The sequence below is a fragment of the Mesobacillus sp. QJM3NY_10 genome (assembly GCF_056173465.1).
In genome coordinates, this window is the sequence record NZ_CM149675.1 from 1,737,516 (window position 1) to 1,752,006 (window position 14,491).

The window sequence follows — 14,491 nt, forward strand, 5'->3', positions numbered from 1 at the left end:
ATTTATTGGAGGATTTATTTTGGCAGTAAGAAAAATAGTTAATTACCCAGCAGACATTTTGGAGCAGGAATGCGAAAAGGTCACAGCTTTCGATAAAAAACTGGCAAAGCTGCTGGATGACATGTATGATACAATGATTGAATTTGATGGTGTTGGTCTGGCTGCCCCTCAAATAGATATAAAGAAGCAGATTGCGATTGTCGATATTGATGATGAGCACGGTACGATTGAATTGATCAACCCGGTGATTCTCGAGACTCGCGGTGAGCAGACTGGACCTGAGGGATGCTTAAGTTTCCCGGGATTATACGGAGAGGTCACTCGCCCCAACTATGTGAAGGTAAAGGCACAGGATCGCAAAGGGAAAAGCTATGAATTAGAAGCAGAGGAGTTTTTGGCAAGAGCGATCCTGCATGAGATTGACCATCTGCACGGTGTGTTATTCACCACTAAGGTGTCAAGATATATCGAAGAAGCTGAGTTAGAGGAGTTGAACCAGGAATGACAAGAATCGTATTTATGGGGACTCCGGACTTTTCTGTCCCGGTTTTGAGAAGATTGGTCGACGAGGGCTATGACGTCATAGGAGTCGTTACCCAGCCCGACCGCCCAGTTGGCAGAAAAAGGGTCCTGACACCGCCTCCAGTAAAATCAGAAGCGTTGAAACATGGCATCCCTGTTTATCAGCCAGAGAAAATCCTCCAGCAGGAAGAGCTGGATAAAATCCTGGCACTTAATCCGGATTTAATTGTCACTGCTGCTTTTGGTCAAATCTTACCAAATCAGCTCCTCGAGGCGCCGAAGTATGGATGCATCAATGTCCATGCATCCCTTCTGCCAGAGCTTCGCGGTGGTGCACCAATTCACTATGCCATCATTGAAGGGAAAGAAAAAACAGGAATAACTATCATGTATATGGTTGAAAAACTGGACGCTGGCGATATCCTGACCCAGGTGGAAGTACCAATTACCGAAACAGATACAGTTGGATCATTGCATGATAAAATGAGCACAGCTGGTGCAGACCTTTTGTCAGAGACGCTCCCAATGCTGTTAAAAGGAGAAATCACTCCTGTTCCACAAAACAATGAAGAAGCTACATTTGCATGGAACATCAAGCGCGAACAGGAAAAAATCGATTGGAACAGAGCTGGCGCCGATATATATAACCATATCCGCGGCATGAATCCTTGGCCTGTTGCCTATACCACTATGGATGGATCGGTAATGAAGCTATGGGGTGCCGAAAAAGCAAGCCATAAAGGAAGCGACCAACCTGGGACGATCGTAAAAGTTGAAGAAGATGGTTTTGTTGTTGCGACTGGTGATGAAACCGCAATAAAAATCACAGAACTTCAGCCAGCCGGCAAGAAAAAGATGGATGCGAAGCAATTCTTGCTTGGGGCAGGGGCAAACTTAGAGCCAGGTGTTAAGTTAGGAGACATCAATGAGTAAAAAGAAAAATGTAAGAGATACTGCCTTGCAGCTCCTGGAAACAATTGGAAAGAACCAGGCGTACAGCAATCTGCTCTTGAACAGCGCGATAGATAAAAATGAAATCAGTCCGATCGATGTAGGGCTGCTTACAGAATTGGTATATGGCACGCTTCAGCGCAAAATGACCATCGATTTTTATCTAAAGCCTTTTATCGAGAAAAACAAAAAGCTTCAAAGCTGGGTCATCAATCTGCTTCGCATGACAGTTTACCAGATGGTTTACTTAGATAAGATTCCGGAAAGAGCGGCAATTTTTGAAGCGGTGGAAATCGCAAAACGCAGGGGACATAAGGGCATTGCCAGTCTTGTGAATGGTGTGCTCAGGAGCATCCAGAGAAATGGATTACCTTCACTTGATTCCATTGCGGATCCTGCGGAAAGAATATCCATTGAGACCAGCCATCCATTGTGGCTTGTAAGTAGGTGGGTAGACCAATTCGGTGAGGAAAAGACACGGGAAATGTGTGAAGTGAATTTAACTGCACCGCTGCAGACAGGCAGAGTCAATCTGACGAGAATTTCTCGTGATGAGTGCCTCGAGCTTCTGGAGGAAGAAGGTTTTGAGGTAGAGCCGAGTCCAATTCTGCCAGAAGCAGTCAAGTGTCTGAGAGGCAATCTGGCCTCATCTAAAGCTTTCAAATATGGGTTGTTGACCATCCAGGATGAAAGCTCCATGCTGGTTGCCAACGCACTAGGCATTAAAGAAGAAGAAGTGATTCTTGATGCATGTGCTGCACCTGGAGGGAAAACTACTCATATCGCCGAGAAGCTTGGAAATAGCGGGAAGGTGATATCACTTGACCTTCATGAGCACAAGGTGAAGCTTATCTCTGAGAATGCTGAGCGTTTGGGTCTCGAAAATATTGAAGTTCAAAAAATGGACAGCCGCCAGGCAGCCACCCATTTTGAAAAAGAATCAATTGACAGGGTATTGCTGGATGCTCCCTGCTCTGGTCTTGGAGTAATGAGACGAAAGCCGGATATGAAGTATACTAAGAAAGAACAGGATTTATCACAGTTGCAAACCATTCAGCTGAGCCTGCTCGAATCAGTCGCCCCTCTTTTGAAAGCTAAGGGTACACTGGTATATAGTACATGCACGGTTGACCGTGAAGAAAACCAGGAAGTAATCGAAAAATTTTTACGCGAGCATCCGGAATTCGAAGGAGATACAACATTTGCAGAAAGAATGCCAGAGGCTATCAAACCATTGATCAATGGCTATGATGTGCAAATTCTTCCGCAGGACTTTGGCTCTGATGGGTTTTATATTGCTTGTTTAAGAAAGAAGGTGGAATAACATGGATCAAGAAAAAACAGCTAGAAATGAAGCAACCGAGGATATAGCAAAAAAGTCCATTTATTCACTTCAGCTTGAAGAACTGAAGGATTGGCTGAAGGATCAAGGAGAAAAACCGTTCAGGGCAGAACAAATATATGACTGGCTCTACAAAAAAAGAGCAGCTTCTTTTGAAGATATGTCCAATTTGCCTAAGCCTTTAAGGGACAAGCTAGACGAGCATTTTGTCCTGACAACCCTGAGTACAATCATTCAGCAGACATCATCTGACGGAACAATCAAGTTTTTATTTGAATTGCAGGATGGAGTATCAATTGAAACGGTGCTCATGCGGCATGAGTATGGAAACTCTGTCTGTGTAACCACACAGGTTGGCTGCAGGATCGGCTGTACTTTCTGTGCTTCTACCCTTGGCGGTTTGAAGAGGAACCTGGAAGCAGGAGAAATCGTTGCCCAAGTCGTAAAGGTACAACAGGCACTAGACGAGACAGACGAGAGAGTAAGTTCGATTGTTATCATGGGAATCGGTGAACCATTCGACAACTATGACCATATGCTTTCATTCTTGAAAATTATGAACCATGACAAAGGCATGAACATTGGTGCACGACATATAACCGTATCCACAAGCGGGATCATCCCTAAGATCTATCAATTTGCGGATGAAAATATGCAAATAAACTTTGCGATTTCCCTGCATGCTCCAAATAATGAATTGCGCAGCAGGCTGATGCCGATCAACCGCGCATACAAGCTTCCTGATTTAATGGACGCAGTCCGTTACTATGTGAATAAGACAGGAAGAAGAATCAGCTTTGAATACGGTCTGTTCGGGGGTGTCAATGATCAGGTTGAGCATGCTGAAGAGCTTGCACAACTGGTTAAAGGTTTGAAATGCCATATCAATTTGATTCCGGTCAACTATGTACCTGAACGTGATTACGTAAGGACACCAAAGAGCCAAATCTTCAAGTTTGAACGTACTCTTCGCGACCGTGGAGTGAATGTAACAATCAGAAGAGAACAAGGGCATGACATTGAAGCAGCTTGCGGACAACTTCGGGCGAAAGAAAGAAAAGAAGAGACGAGGTGACAAGATGAAAGCTGTTTTCATGACAGACAGGGGAAAAGTCCGCCTGCATAATGAAGACAATGGCGGCATCTTTGTAAATCCTCACGGTCAACGCCTTGCCATCGTAGCAGATGGCATGGGCGGCCACCGTGCGGGGGATGTTGCCAGTGAAATGACTACCAATCACTTAAAAGACCTTTGGGAGAAATCAACTCAGATACATACAGCAGAAGAAGCAGAAAAATGGATGGAAAAAGCGGTGTTGCAAGTTAACAAGGAAATATTCGAGCACTCTATGAAAAACACCGAATGTGAAGGCATGGGCACGACAATCGTGGCAGCCATTTGTACGAATCTGTTTGCTACCATCGTAAACATAGGGGACAGCCGTGGTTACTTATTAAACGAAACGGGATTCAAACAGTTAACTGAAGATCACTCTCTTGTTAACGAACTCGTTCGTTCTGGACAAATTTCCAGAGAAGATGCAGAGCATCATCCGCGGAAAAATGTCCTTCTAAGGGCGCTCGGAACTGAAGAGTCAGTTGAGATGGACGTGAGAACAATCATCTTTGAAGAGGAAGATGCATTGCTGCTTTGTTCAGATGGCCTTTCCAATAAAGTAAGCCAGGAAGAAATGGAAAGTGTCATAACTAACAAAGAAATGTCACTTGAAGATAAGGCAGCTGAATTTATCAAAAGGGCAAATCAGTACGGCGGCGAAGATAATATTACTCTTGCTATCGTCGAATACCAGGAATTCAACGAGGGCAGGTGAAGAATATGATTATTGGAAAAAGAATCAGCGGGCGTTATAAGATCAAGGATATGATTGGCGGCGGAGGCATGGCGAATGTCTACCTTGCTCATGATATGATTCTCGACAGGGATGTAGCGGTCAAGATGCTTCGTCTTGATTTTGCCAATGATGATGAATTCATCCGCAGGTTCCATAGAGAAGCGCAATCCGCAACTAGCCTTGCCCATCCGAATATCGTCAGTATTTATGATGTCGGTGAAGAGGACGGGCTATACTATATTGTGATGGAATATGTCGCTGGACAGACATTGAAGCAGTACATACAGCAACATGCACCTGTTCAAGTTGAAGAAGCCCTGGACATCATGAAGCAGCTTACATCGGCAATTTCAGATGCCCACCATAATCATATTGTCCACCGCGATATCAAGCCACACAATATCCTGATCGACAGTAACGGTACAGTGAAAATTACCGATTTCGGTATCGCGATGGCTTTAAGTGCGACCAGTATTACTCAAACCAATTCAGTGCTGGGTTCTGTTCATTATCTTTCTCCTGAACAAGCAAGAGGCGGCATGGCGAATAAGAAATCGGATATTTATTCGATTGGGATTGTCATGTTCGAATTGCTCACCGGCAGGCTGCCGTTTTCAGGTGAATCTGCTGTTTCCATCGCCCTTAAGCATTTACAGTCCGAAACTCCTTCCTTAAAAAGGTGGAATCCGCAAATTCCTCAAAGCGTTGAGAATATTGTTCTCAAGGCGACTGCGAAGGATCCATTCCATCGGTATGATAATGTCGATGAAATGGAAGATGATTTGCGAACAGCGCTTGACTCAAAGCGTTTGAATGAAGGAAAGTTCGTCATTCCGGAAGATGATGAAGCTACAAAAGCGATACCAATCATAACGAATGACCGGCCTTATCATAATCTTGATGAAACAATCGTAAGGAAAGATGCTCCCGCTTCACAGGAACTAAATGGAAAGCCTGAGAAAAAAAAGAAAAAGAAATGGCCAATTATCATGACGGTTTTGTTTTTGTTGATCCTGACTGCGGGAATAGTAATGGTGACAATGGGTCCTGACTTATTCGGTCCGAAGGAAAAGGAAGTGCCTGATGTAAGTGGCATGGAATTAGAAGAAGCAGTCGCTGAACTCATGTCCGCTGGGTTTATCATTGGAGATAAGAAAGAAATCAGTGATGATGAAGTCGAAGAGGGAAATGTTATCCGTACAAATCCTAAAGCGGGAAAGATGATTAAAGAAGGCAATGAAATTGACTTATATATCAGTACCGGCAAAGAAGAATTAGAACTATCAGATTATACTGGCAGGACGTATGACGATGTCGTCAAACTGCTTGAAGGAAAAGGCTTCAAGGATATCAAAAAAACCGAAGAGCATGATGATGATAGTGAGCCAGGTGAAATCCTTGAACAATATCCTCCTGGTGGGGAATCTGTCGTCCCAGAGGATACAACTTTGGAATTTAAGGTCAGCATGGGGCCTGAAATGGTAACTTTGCGTGATTTAAAAGAATACAACCAAAGTAACCTCGATATTTATGCTGAAAGCACTGGGCTGGTTATTGAAAGTACTGAGGCGTTTCATGATACGACCCCTGCTGGATTGGTTATTTCCCAAAAACCTGAAGCGGGAACTGAACTGCCACCAGGCGGTAAGGTAAGTGTTGTCATTTCGATAGGACCTGAGCCGGTACCGAAAAAGGAAACAAGAGATGTGCCCATACCCTATCAGCCTACAGAAGAAGGAGTACCTCAAGAAGTCAAAGTCTTCATAGGTGATATGAACAACAAGGAAGATGTTCCTGCAGACACCTTTGAACTCACTGAGGATATAATTCTTAATCTTGATTTTCTGATTGCTCCTGGTGAAAAGGCTACCTATAAGATTATGCGGGATGGGAAAATCATTGATAGTGGCACCGTGGATTATCCACAAGACTAACAGACAGGGAGTGTTGCTATGCCTGAGGGCAAAATTATCAAGGCGCTGAGCGGTTTTTATTATGTTGCGAATGAGGATGGAGTTGTCCAATGCCGAGGCCGCGGTGTTTTTCGCAAAAACAAGGTAACGCCGCTTGTAGGTGACGAGGTCGTATTCCAGGCTGAAAACGACACGGAAGGCTATATCATGGAGGTCAAACCCCGGAAGAATGAGTTAGTTCGGCCGCCAATCGCGAATGTAGACCAGGCAATCCTAGTTTTTTCAGCAGTAGAACCCGACTTCAGTACGGCCCTGCTCGACCGGTTTTTGGTACTTGTTGAATATAACCAAATCGAGCCACTCATCTGCATTACGAAAATGGATTTGACCAGTGAAGAGCAAAAGTCCCGACTTGAGGAATATGCGGAAGATTATCGGAAAGCAGGCTATGAAGTTATTTTTACATCGTCTGAAACTTCAGAGGGTCTGGAAAAATTAAAACCCCATATTGAGGGAAAGATTTCTGTATTTGCCGGGCAATCGGGAGTTGGGAAGTCATCACTGCTCAACGCAATCCGTCCAGATCTGGAATTGAAAACCGATGATATCTCCTCACATCTGGGGAGGGGTAAGCATACAACAAGACATGTTGAGCTGATTACAATCAATAATGGACTTGTAGCCGACACACCTGGCTTCAGTTCTCTGGAATTTACCGAAATTGAGGCAGAAGAGTTGAATTCATGCTTCCCGGAAATTTCTGAAATCAGCGAGGATTGCAAATTCCGGGGATGTCTCCACATGGCTGAACCTAAGTGTGCAGTTAAAGCGGCAGTCGAGTCTGAAACACTGCCTGAATACAGGTATTCACACTATAAGGACTTCTTGCTAGAAATCAAAGATAGAAAGCCGAGGTACTAAACATGGTGAAAATAGCACCTTCAATTTTATCAGCTGACTTTGCTCGTTTAGGCGAAGAAATCAAGGACGTCGAGAGAGGCGGAGCTGATTATATTCATGTGGATGTAATGGATGGCCATTTTGTGCCGAACATTACGATTGGCCCATTAATTGTCGAGGCAATCAGGCCAGTAACGAAGCTTCCGCTTGATGTACACCTGATGATTGAAAATCCGGACCAATACATTGAAGCATTCGCTAAAGCTGGAGCTGATTACATCACGGTCCATGTAGAAGCAAGCAGGCATCTGCATAGGACAATCCAGCTAATTAAATCCACTGGTGTTAAGGCAGGGGTTGTCCTGAATCCTGCAACTCCAGTGGATAGCCTGAAGCATATCATCGAGGATATAGATATGGTGCTGCTTATGTCTGTCAATCCGGGCTTTGGCGGCCAAAAATTCATTTCCTCAGTACTTCCGAAAATCAGGCAGGTAAAAGAGCTAGCAGATTCACTGAATCCCGCTCTTGAAATTGAAGTCGATGGCGGAGTGAACGAAGAAACCGCCAAGCTTTGTGTAGAAGCAGGGGCGAATGTACTCGTTGCAGGTTCAGCTGTTTTCAATAAGGAAGACAGAGGAGCAGCCATCGCAAGCTTAAGACCATAAAATAAAGCCAGCCGTCACATGCGGCTGGCTTTATTTAGCTTATTGATTTTAGACAATTTCCTATCTTTATTAGGCCAAAAAGGAGATGTTTTTATGAAAATAAATTTAGTAGCAGGAGGCCCGGCAAACCTGATACCAGATTTCCATTTATATGATGAAATGAATGTTACCTGGATTGGGATTGATAGAGGTGTATTTTACTTATTGAAGGCGGGTATCAAGCCATCAGCAGCTTTTGGGGATTTTGACTCTGTTTCAGAAGCAGAAATGGCTGAAATAGAAAAAGTGGTTACTGACCTGAAAAAATTCAAACCTGAAAAAGATGAGACAGATATGGAACTAGCTTTAAACTGGGCTCTTGAGCAGGAACCAGAATCCATAACGATATTTGGCGCAACCGGGGGAAGGCTTGACCACTTAATGGCTAACATCCAGCTGCTGGTCAAACCTCTCCAGCAGGGTTCTGCACTCCATATCGAAATGATTGATGCAAAAAACATTTTATTTGTTAAAAAACCAGGAAGCTACACCGTCAGCAAATTGGATGAATATAAATATATTTCCTTCCTCCCTGTTACACCAGCAGTCTCCGGAATGACACTGAAAAATTTTAAATACCCATTAAATGACTGTCATATTCCTATGGGATCGACACTATGTATTAGTAATGAACTTATTAGAGGTCATGGTACTTTTTCATTTTCTGAAGGCATATTATTAGTTGTAAGGAGCAGGGATTGAAGGTCTTCTTACACAGCTCTATTCATGATTTGAATTCACGGATTCACATGTAAGGAGCAATTTTTGCATACCCGCGAATATACTATACGGATGCAGAAAGTAGACTGGTTTGCGAGAGATGGTGAGGAGGGACGGTATGAGATTCTATACAATCAAACTACCTAGGTTTTTAGGTGGCCTCGTTCGGGCAATGTTAGGTGCGTTTAAAAAAGATTAGAACTGATTACAAAGAATTAGAAGGAAAGTATACTCTTGGGCACCCTGGAAACGGGGTGCTATTATTTTGCCGCCATTGGGGAAGAATGAGCATAGAGAAATAAAAATCCATTACAAAATAAAAAAGGCACCCACATGGATGCCGTGCAGTTTCCTGCCGGCTACTCGAGCCAGGCAGAAGGTCTGCAACTTTTTTAATTATACGCGTTCAACTTTACCTGATCTTAGAGCTCTTGCAGATACCCAAACACGCTTAGGCTTACCGTCTACAAGAATACGTACTTTTTGAAGGTTAGCACCCCATGTACGCTTGTTAGCGTTCATTGCGTGAGAGCGTGCGTTACCAGAACGAGTTGATTTACCAGTTACTACACATTTACGTGGCATATGATTTCCCTCCTAACTGACAAAAGCTGAAACTATTTTTTGCTGCAATTATTTGCATATCGTCAGAACTGCGATTTAACAGGATAACCTTTTCTCTGACATACTTTAATAATTTATCATAGAAATTTCCCATTTGCAATAGTTCTAGCGAAAGCTATAAAGAAAAAAACCTTGACATATAGTTGGGATTCTTGCTGAATAATAAAGGGAAGTGCGGAATAACTTTAAAAATTGATTGGTTTATAGTAAAATAACTGTAGCATAACGCTATTTTTCCAAAGGGGGAACGAATCATGTCCATCGAGCTAAAAACGAAGTACGGACAAATTGATATATCAAATGATGTCATTGCAACGATTGCAGGCGGCGCAGCAGTCGATTGTTATGGTATTGTCGGGATGGCTTCAAAGAATCAGATCAAGGACGGATTAACAGATATTTTGCGCAGGGAGAATTTCACTCGCGGAGTAATCGTTCGCCAGGAAAACGAAGAAGTACATATCGATATGTATATTATTGTGAGCTATGGGACGAAAATTTCCGAGGTTGCCCACAATGTCCAGTCAAAGGTAAAGTACACTCTTGATAAAACTGTAGGGCTGGCAGTTGACTCGGTCAATATTTACGTTCAGGGAGTTCGTGTAACGAACCCGTAAGAGGAGGAAAGATTTGTGTCTATTAATGTTCTAGACGGAAAACGTTTTGCGGAGATGATCATCCAGGGCGCCAACCATTTGGGGGCGAATGCCAAGTATGTCGACGCGCTGAACGTCTTCCCTGTTCCTGATGGAGATACGGGAACAAATATGAATTTATCCATGACTTCCGGAGCTAAGGAAGTAAAGAACAATGTACAGGAGCATATCGGGAAGGTGGGTTCCGCGCTTGCTAAGGGCCTGCTTATGGGAGCAAGAGGAAACTCCGGTGTTATCCTTTCCCAGTTATTCCGCGGGTTTGCAAAAGCAATCGAAAGTAAGCCAACTGTGAACTCTGTAGAGTTTGCCGCTGCGTTGAATGCAGGTGTTGAAACAGCTTATAAGGCTGTCATGAAACCTGTGGAAGGCACGATTTTAACAGTAGCAAAGGATGCTGCCAAGCATGCTGTAGCTGTTGCCAAGAACCATGAAAGCCTTATTGGTTTGATGGAAGAAGTGCTGAAAGAGGCGAAGGCATCATTAAACCGCACGCCAGACTTGCTGCCAGTCCTAAAGGAAGTAGGAGTAGTCGATAGTGGCGGACAGGGTCTTGTATTCGTTTATGAAGGTTTCCTTGCAGAATTGAAGGGCGAAAAGCTTCCTGATTCCCCATCTGCAATGCCGAACATGAATGAGCTTGTCAGCGCTGAGCACCATAAGAGCGTTCAGAGCCACATGAATACTGCAGATATCGAATTCGGCTATTGTACTGAATTCATGGTTAGGCTTGAAGGGAAAGAAGCATTTTCTGAGGAAAATTTCCGCCAGGACTTGAGCAAATATGGAGATTCTCTTCTCGTTATTTCAGATGACGAGGTTGTAAAGGTACATATCCACTCGGAACAGCCTGGAGAGGTTCTGACTTATGGACAAAGATACGGAAACCTGATCAATATGAAAATTGAAAATATGCGACAGCAGCATACTGATATTGTCGGAGAATCGACAACCCCTCTTCGAACACAGGCTAGTGAGCCAAAGAAAGAAAAGCGGGAATACGGAATCGTCGCTGTCTCAATGGGTTCCGGAATTGCTGAGCTTTTCCGCAGCATTGGTGCCAATGCGGTAATCGAAGGCGGCCAGACAATGAATCCGAGCACAGAGGATATCATTACGGCAATCAAAGAAGTAAACGCGCGCAAGATAATCATACTGCCGAACAATAAAAACATCATCATGGCCGCTGAGCAGGCTGCTGAGGTAGCGGAAGAAGAAGTGGTTGTCATTCCTTCAAAGACTGTTCCTCAGGGAATGACAGCGTTGCTATCCTTTAACCCATCAGCTGAAGCTGGTGACAACAAAGAAGCGATGACTGAAGCCATGCAGCATGTGAAAACGGGTCAGCTGACATATGCTGTCCGTGATACAAGTATTGACGGTCTTGAAATTTCAACAGGTGATTTCATGGGTCTTGCCGATGGGAAGATCATCCTGAAGGATCAGGATAAAGTCAAGGCGGCCAAGGACCTATTGGATCAGATGCTTGATGAAGACTCTGAAATCCTGACGATCCTAAAAGGTGAAGACGCTTCAGATGAAGATGTCGATTCAATCGTCGAGTTTGTTGAAAGCAATTACGGCGATGTGGAAGTTGAAGTCCATAATGGAGAACAGCCATTATACGCCTTTATTTTCGCGATCGAATAAATTAATCCAGCTATGGAAATTCTCTCGCTGGACAAGTAAAATTGTAATATGGTACTAAGAAATAGAAGGGGACTCCCCTTCTATTTCATTTTGTATATAAAGAGGTTTTTATAGGTTATTTCACAATTTTAGATAAACGTAATAGCAGCTGCTTTACCCGAAAATGAGTGGCATAGGAGAAAACAGTAAAAGCAGAGGCCCTGCATTGCCCGAAAATGAGCTGCATAGGCGAAAAAGGTAAAAGCAGAGGCCCTGCATTGCCCGAGACTGAGCTGCAAAGGTGAAAAAGGTAAAAGCAGAGGCCCTGCATTGCCCGAAAATGAGTGGCATAGGAGAAAACGGTAAAAGCAGAGGCCCTGCATTGCCCCAAAATGAGCAGTGCAGGCAATAAAGGTAAAAGTAAGACTCCAGAAACAGCGTGAGGAGGGGAGCGGCAACACCGATTGGCCGGGAGCTGGAGGTCAGAATTTTCGGTATACCGCTTGATAATCGTGAATGAGCAACTAAAGCAATCAGTAACAGCAGTTAAAGGAATCGGCAATGAAATGGCGGATACTCTGGCGGATATGCAAATCAGGACTGTCGGTGACTTGCTTGAATACTTCCCGTACCGTTACGAGGATTATCGCCTAAAGGACCTGGCTGAAGTCAAGCATGAAGAGAGAGTCACAGTTGAGGGGAAAGTTCACAGTGAACCTTCTGTTGTTTATTATGGCCGTAAAAAAAACCGCCTTACTGTCAGGCTGCTTGTAGGCCGGTACTTAATCATTGCCACTTTCTTTAACCAGCCATATTTAAAGCAAAAAATAACTGTCGGAGAAACCATCACTGTAACCGGCAAATGGGATCAGCACAGGCAGACGATTACCGCTACTCAAATGACGGTGGGAGAGCAAGCAAACAGTCAGGATTTTGAACCTGTTTATGCTGTTAAAGGGAAAATGACCGTAAAAACGATCAGAAGGCTGATCAAGCAAGCATTTTCGCAATTCGGCCATGAAATAGGTGAAATACTTCCATCAGAGCTTCTGCAGAAATATAAGTTGATTAACCGAAGAGATGCATTAAGGATCATGCATTTTCCATCAGGGTCTGATGAAATGAAGCAGGCGAGAAGAAGATTTGTTTACGAGGAGTTTCTCTTATTCCAGCTTAAAATGCAGTCATTGAGGAAGCTGGAACGTGAACAGAGTCCGGGAATTGCCATTTCATATGAATTGGACAACCTAAAGGCGTTCATCACAGGACTGCCTTTTCCATTAACAGGGGCACAAAAACGAGTGGTAAATGAAATCCTTGGTGATATGAAGTCGCCTTACCGAATGAACCGTCTCCTTCAAGGGGATGTTGGCTCAGGTAAAACAGTAGTTGCTGCGATAGCTCTCTATGCAGCAAAGTCCGCTGGTTATCAAGGTGCATTAATGGTCCCGACCGAAATCCTGGCTGAACAGCACTCGCAGTCACTGACACAGTTGCTTGAGCCGTTTGGAATAACAGTTGCTTTGCTGACTAGCTCTGTTAAAGGCAAGCGAAGAAGAGAGATGCTTGAACAGCTAAAACTTGGTGAAATTGACGTATTGATTGGGACACATGCTTTGATTCAGGATGAAGTGGATTTTCAAAACCTTGGTCTCGTGATTACGGACGAACAACACCGTTTTGGCGTTGAACAAAGACGGGTTCTTCGGGAAAAAGGGGAAAACCCTGATGTTCTGTTCATGACTGCGACTCCAATACCAAGGACTCTGGCAATTACTGTATTCGGTGAAATGGATGTCTCCGTGATCGACGAAATGCCTGCTGGCCGTAAAACAATCGAAACATATTGGGCCAAACATGAGATGCTTGAGAGAGTACTAGCCTTCATGGAAAAAGAGCTCGCTAAAGGAAGACAGGCCTATGTCATCTGTCCCCTTATCGAGGAGTCTGATAAGCTGGACGTCCAGAATGCAATTGATGTCCATAGCACATTAAGTTTTTATTTTAAAGAGCGCTACAAGGTCGGACTTATGCACGGGCGTCTTCATTCAGATGAGAAAGACGAGGTCATGAAAGCTTTTAGCGAAAATGAGGTGCAAGTCCTGGTTTCGACTACAGTTGTCGAGGTAGGAGTCAATGTCCCGAATGCGACTGTCATGCTCATTTATGATGCTGAGAGATTTGGTCTCGCACAGCTTCATCAATTAAGAGGCAGGGTCGGCCGTGGCAGTGACCAATCGTACTGTATATTGCTTGCAGATCCTAAAAGCGAAGTCGGAAAAGAGAGAATGAAAATAATGTCCGAAACGAATGATGGGTTTGTTCTTAGTGAAAAGGATTTAGAGCTCCGGGGTCCCGGCGACTTCTTTGGTAAAAAGCAAAGCGGACTGCCGGAATTCAAGGTAGCAGATATGGTCCATGATTACCGCGCGTTAGAAACAGCAAGGAATGACGCGACCTTGCTCGTCCAGTCAGAAGCTTTCTGGCAGGGTGAAAAATATAGATTATTGCGGGAGTATCTAGCGGAAACAGGAGCTCTTGCCAATGAGAAACTGGATTGACCTGACTGAATCTATTTACTCTTACAAGATTCATAGCATGGACGGAAGCAGATTCAGTTGTGAGTCTGCTTTCGTTTATTTGAGGTATATTTTTATCTTGCAATCTTTTTTTATAA

Annotated in this window: 14 protein-coding genes; 13 read left to right on the forward strand and 1 reads right to left on the reverse strand. The window is 43.9% G+C overall.

Annotated features, from left to right (window positions below; all coding sequences use genetic code 11):
* Positions 1–19: 19 nt before the first annotated feature.
* The 10 genes from def to spoVM all read left to right on the forward strand — a co-directional run bounded on the left by def (position 20) and on the right by spoVM (position 9,107).
* Positions 20–505, forward strand: coding sequence for a peptide deformylase (gene def / locus AC0VX7_RS08605; RefSeq protein WP_041965986.1), 486 nt, complete (start codon positions 20–22; stop codon positions 503–505).
* A complete protein-coding gene (gene fmt, locus AC0VX7_RS08610) occupies positions 502–1,455 on the forward strand; it encodes a methionyl-tRNA formyltransferase (protein ID WP_475427483.1) in 954 nt (317 codons plus the stop codon). The genes def and fmt overlap by 4 nt, the downstream gene beginning before the upstream one ends.
* Positions 1,448–2,797 carry a 16S rRNA (cytosine(967)-C(5))-methyltransferase RsmB gene (rsmB, locus tag AC0VX7_RS08615; protein WP_475427484.1) on the forward strand — a complete coding sequence of 450 codons (1,350 nt, stop codon included), beginning with the start codon at positions 1,448–1,450 and terminating at the stop codon, positions 2,795–2,797. Before fmt ends, rsmB begins: the two co-directional genes overlap by 8 nt.
* 1 nt (position 2,798) lies before the next feature.
* Positions 2,799–3,890 carry a dual-specificity RNA methyltransferase RlmN gene (gene rlmN / locus AC0VX7_RS08620; protein WP_475427485.1) on the forward strand — a complete coding sequence of 364 codons (1,092 nt, stop codon included), beginning with the start codon at positions 2,799–2,801 and terminating at the stop codon, positions 3,888–3,890.
* Between the two features lie 4 nt (positions 3,891–3,894).
* Positions 3,895–4,647 (forward strand): Stp1/IreP family PP2C-type Ser/Thr phosphatase, encoded by a 753-nt coding sequence (locus AC0VX7_RS08625; RefSeq protein ID WP_475428110.1) that lies wholly within the window; start codon positions 3,895–3,897, stop codon positions 4,645–4,647.
* Between the two features lie 5 nt (positions 4,648–4,652).
* Complete coding sequence (pknB, locus tag AC0VX7_RS08630) at positions 4,653–6,602, forward strand: Stk1 family PASTA domain-containing Ser/Thr kinase (protein ID WP_475427486.1); 1,950 nt, start codon at positions 4,653–4,655, stop codon at positions 6,600–6,602.
* Positions 6,603–6,620: 18 nt separating this feature from the next.
* Entirely contained in the window at positions 6,621–7,502 is an 882-nt protein-coding gene (gene rsgA / locus AC0VX7_RS08635; RefSeq protein ID WP_475427487.1) for a ribosome small subunit-dependent GTPase A, read from the forward strand.
* 2 nt (positions 7,503–7,504) lie between these two features.
* On the forward strand, positions 7,505–8,149 hold the full coding sequence (gene rpe / locus AC0VX7_RS08640) for a ribulose-phosphate 3-epimerase (RefSeq protein WP_475427488.1): 645 nt from the start codon (positions 7,505–7,507) through the stop codon (positions 8,147–8,149).
* A 93-nt stretch (positions 8,150–8,242) separates the two neighbouring features.
* Positions 8,243–8,890: a thiamine diphosphokinase gene (locus AC0VX7_RS08645; protein ID WP_475427489.1), complete on the forward strand. Its 648-nt coding sequence runs from the start codon at positions 8,243–8,245 to the stop codon at positions 8,888–8,890.
* Positions 8,891–9,026: 136 nt separating this feature from the next.
* The gene (gene spoVM / locus AC0VX7_RS08650) at positions 9,027–9,107 is read left to right on the forward strand and encodes a stage V sporulation protein SpoVM (protein ID WP_144475002.1); all 81 of its coding nucleotides are present in this window, start codon (positions 9,027–9,029) and stop codon (positions 9,105–9,107) included.
* Between the two features lie 197 nt (positions 9,108–9,304).
* On the opposite strand, the gene rpmB is transcribed toward spoVM, so the two are convergent.
* Complete coding sequence (gene rpmB / locus AC0VX7_RS08655) at positions 9,305–9,493, reverse strand: 50S ribosomal protein L28 (protein WP_023614934.1); 189 nt, start codon at positions 9,491–9,493, stop codon at positions 9,305–9,307.
* Positions 9,494–9,786: 293 nt separating this feature from the next.
* On the opposite strand from rpmB, the gene AC0VX7_RS08660 reads away from it, so the two are divergent.
* From AC0VX7_RS08660 to recG, 3 genes are all read left to right on the forward strand, one after another.
* The gene (locus AC0VX7_RS08660) at positions 9,787–10,149 is read left to right on the forward strand and encodes an Asp23/Gls24 family envelope stress response protein (RefSeq protein WP_041965977.1); all 363 of its coding nucleotides are present in this window, start codon (positions 9,787–9,789) and stop codon (positions 10,147–10,149) included.
* 15 nt (positions 10,150–10,164) lie between these two features.
* Complete coding sequence (locus tag AC0VX7_RS08665) at positions 10,165–11,835, forward strand: DAK2 domain-containing protein (RefSeq protein WP_475427490.1); 1,671 nt, start codon at positions 10,165–10,167, stop codon at positions 11,833–11,835.
* A 491-nt stretch (positions 11,836–12,326) separates the two neighbouring features.
* Entirely contained in the window at positions 12,327–14,375 is a 2,049-nt protein-coding gene (gene recG, locus AC0VX7_RS08670; protein ID WP_475428111.1) for an ATP-dependent DNA helicase RecG, read from the forward strand.
* The last annotated feature ends 116 nt before the right edge of the window (positions 14,376–14,491 follow it).

Excerpts from the sequence above, each read along its gene's own strand:
- fmt (WP_475427483.1), top strand. The coding sequence starts at position 502 with ATGACAAGAATCGTATTTATGGGGACTCCGGACTTTTCTGTCCCGGTT.
- AC0VX7_RS08645 (WP_475427489.1), top strand. The coding sequence starts at position 8,243 with ATGAAAATAAATTTAGTAGCAGGAGGCCCGGCAAACCTGATACCAGAT.
- spoVM (WP_144475002.1), top strand. The coding sequence starts at position 9,027 with ATGAGATTCTATACAATCAAACTACCTAGGTTTTTAGGTGGCCTCGTT.
- rlmN (WP_475427485.1), top strand. The coding sequence starts at position 2,799 with ATGGATCAAGAAAAAACAGCTAGAAATGAAGCAACCGAGGATATAGCA.
- rpe (WP_475427488.1), top strand. The coding sequence starts at position 7,505 with ATGGTGAAAATAGCACCTTCAATTTTATCAGCTGACTTTGCTCGTTTA.
- AC0VX7_RS08625 (WP_475428110.1), top strand. The coding sequence starts at position 3,895 with ATGAAAGCTGTTTTCATGACAGACAGGGGAAAAGTCCGCCTGCATAAT.
- AC0VX7_RS08660 (WP_041965977.1), top strand. The coding sequence starts at position 9,787 with ATGTCCATCGAGCTAAAAACGAAGTACGGACAAATTGATATATCAAAT.
- rsmB (WP_475427484.1), top strand. The coding sequence starts at position 1,448 with ATGAGTAAAAAGAAAAATGTAAGAGATACTGCCTTGCAGCTCCTGGAA.
- rpmB (WP_023614934.1), bottom strand. The coding sequence starts at position 9,493 with ATGCCACGTAAATGTGTAGTAACTGGTAAATCAACTCGTTCTGGTAAC.
- pknB (WP_475427486.1), top strand. The coding sequence starts at position 4,653 with ATGATTATTGGAAAAAGAATCAGCGGGCGTTATAAGATCAAGGATATG.
- rsgA (WP_475427487.1), top strand. The coding sequence starts at position 6,621 with ATGCCTGAGGGCAAAATTATCAAGGCGCTGAGCGGTTTTTATTATGTT.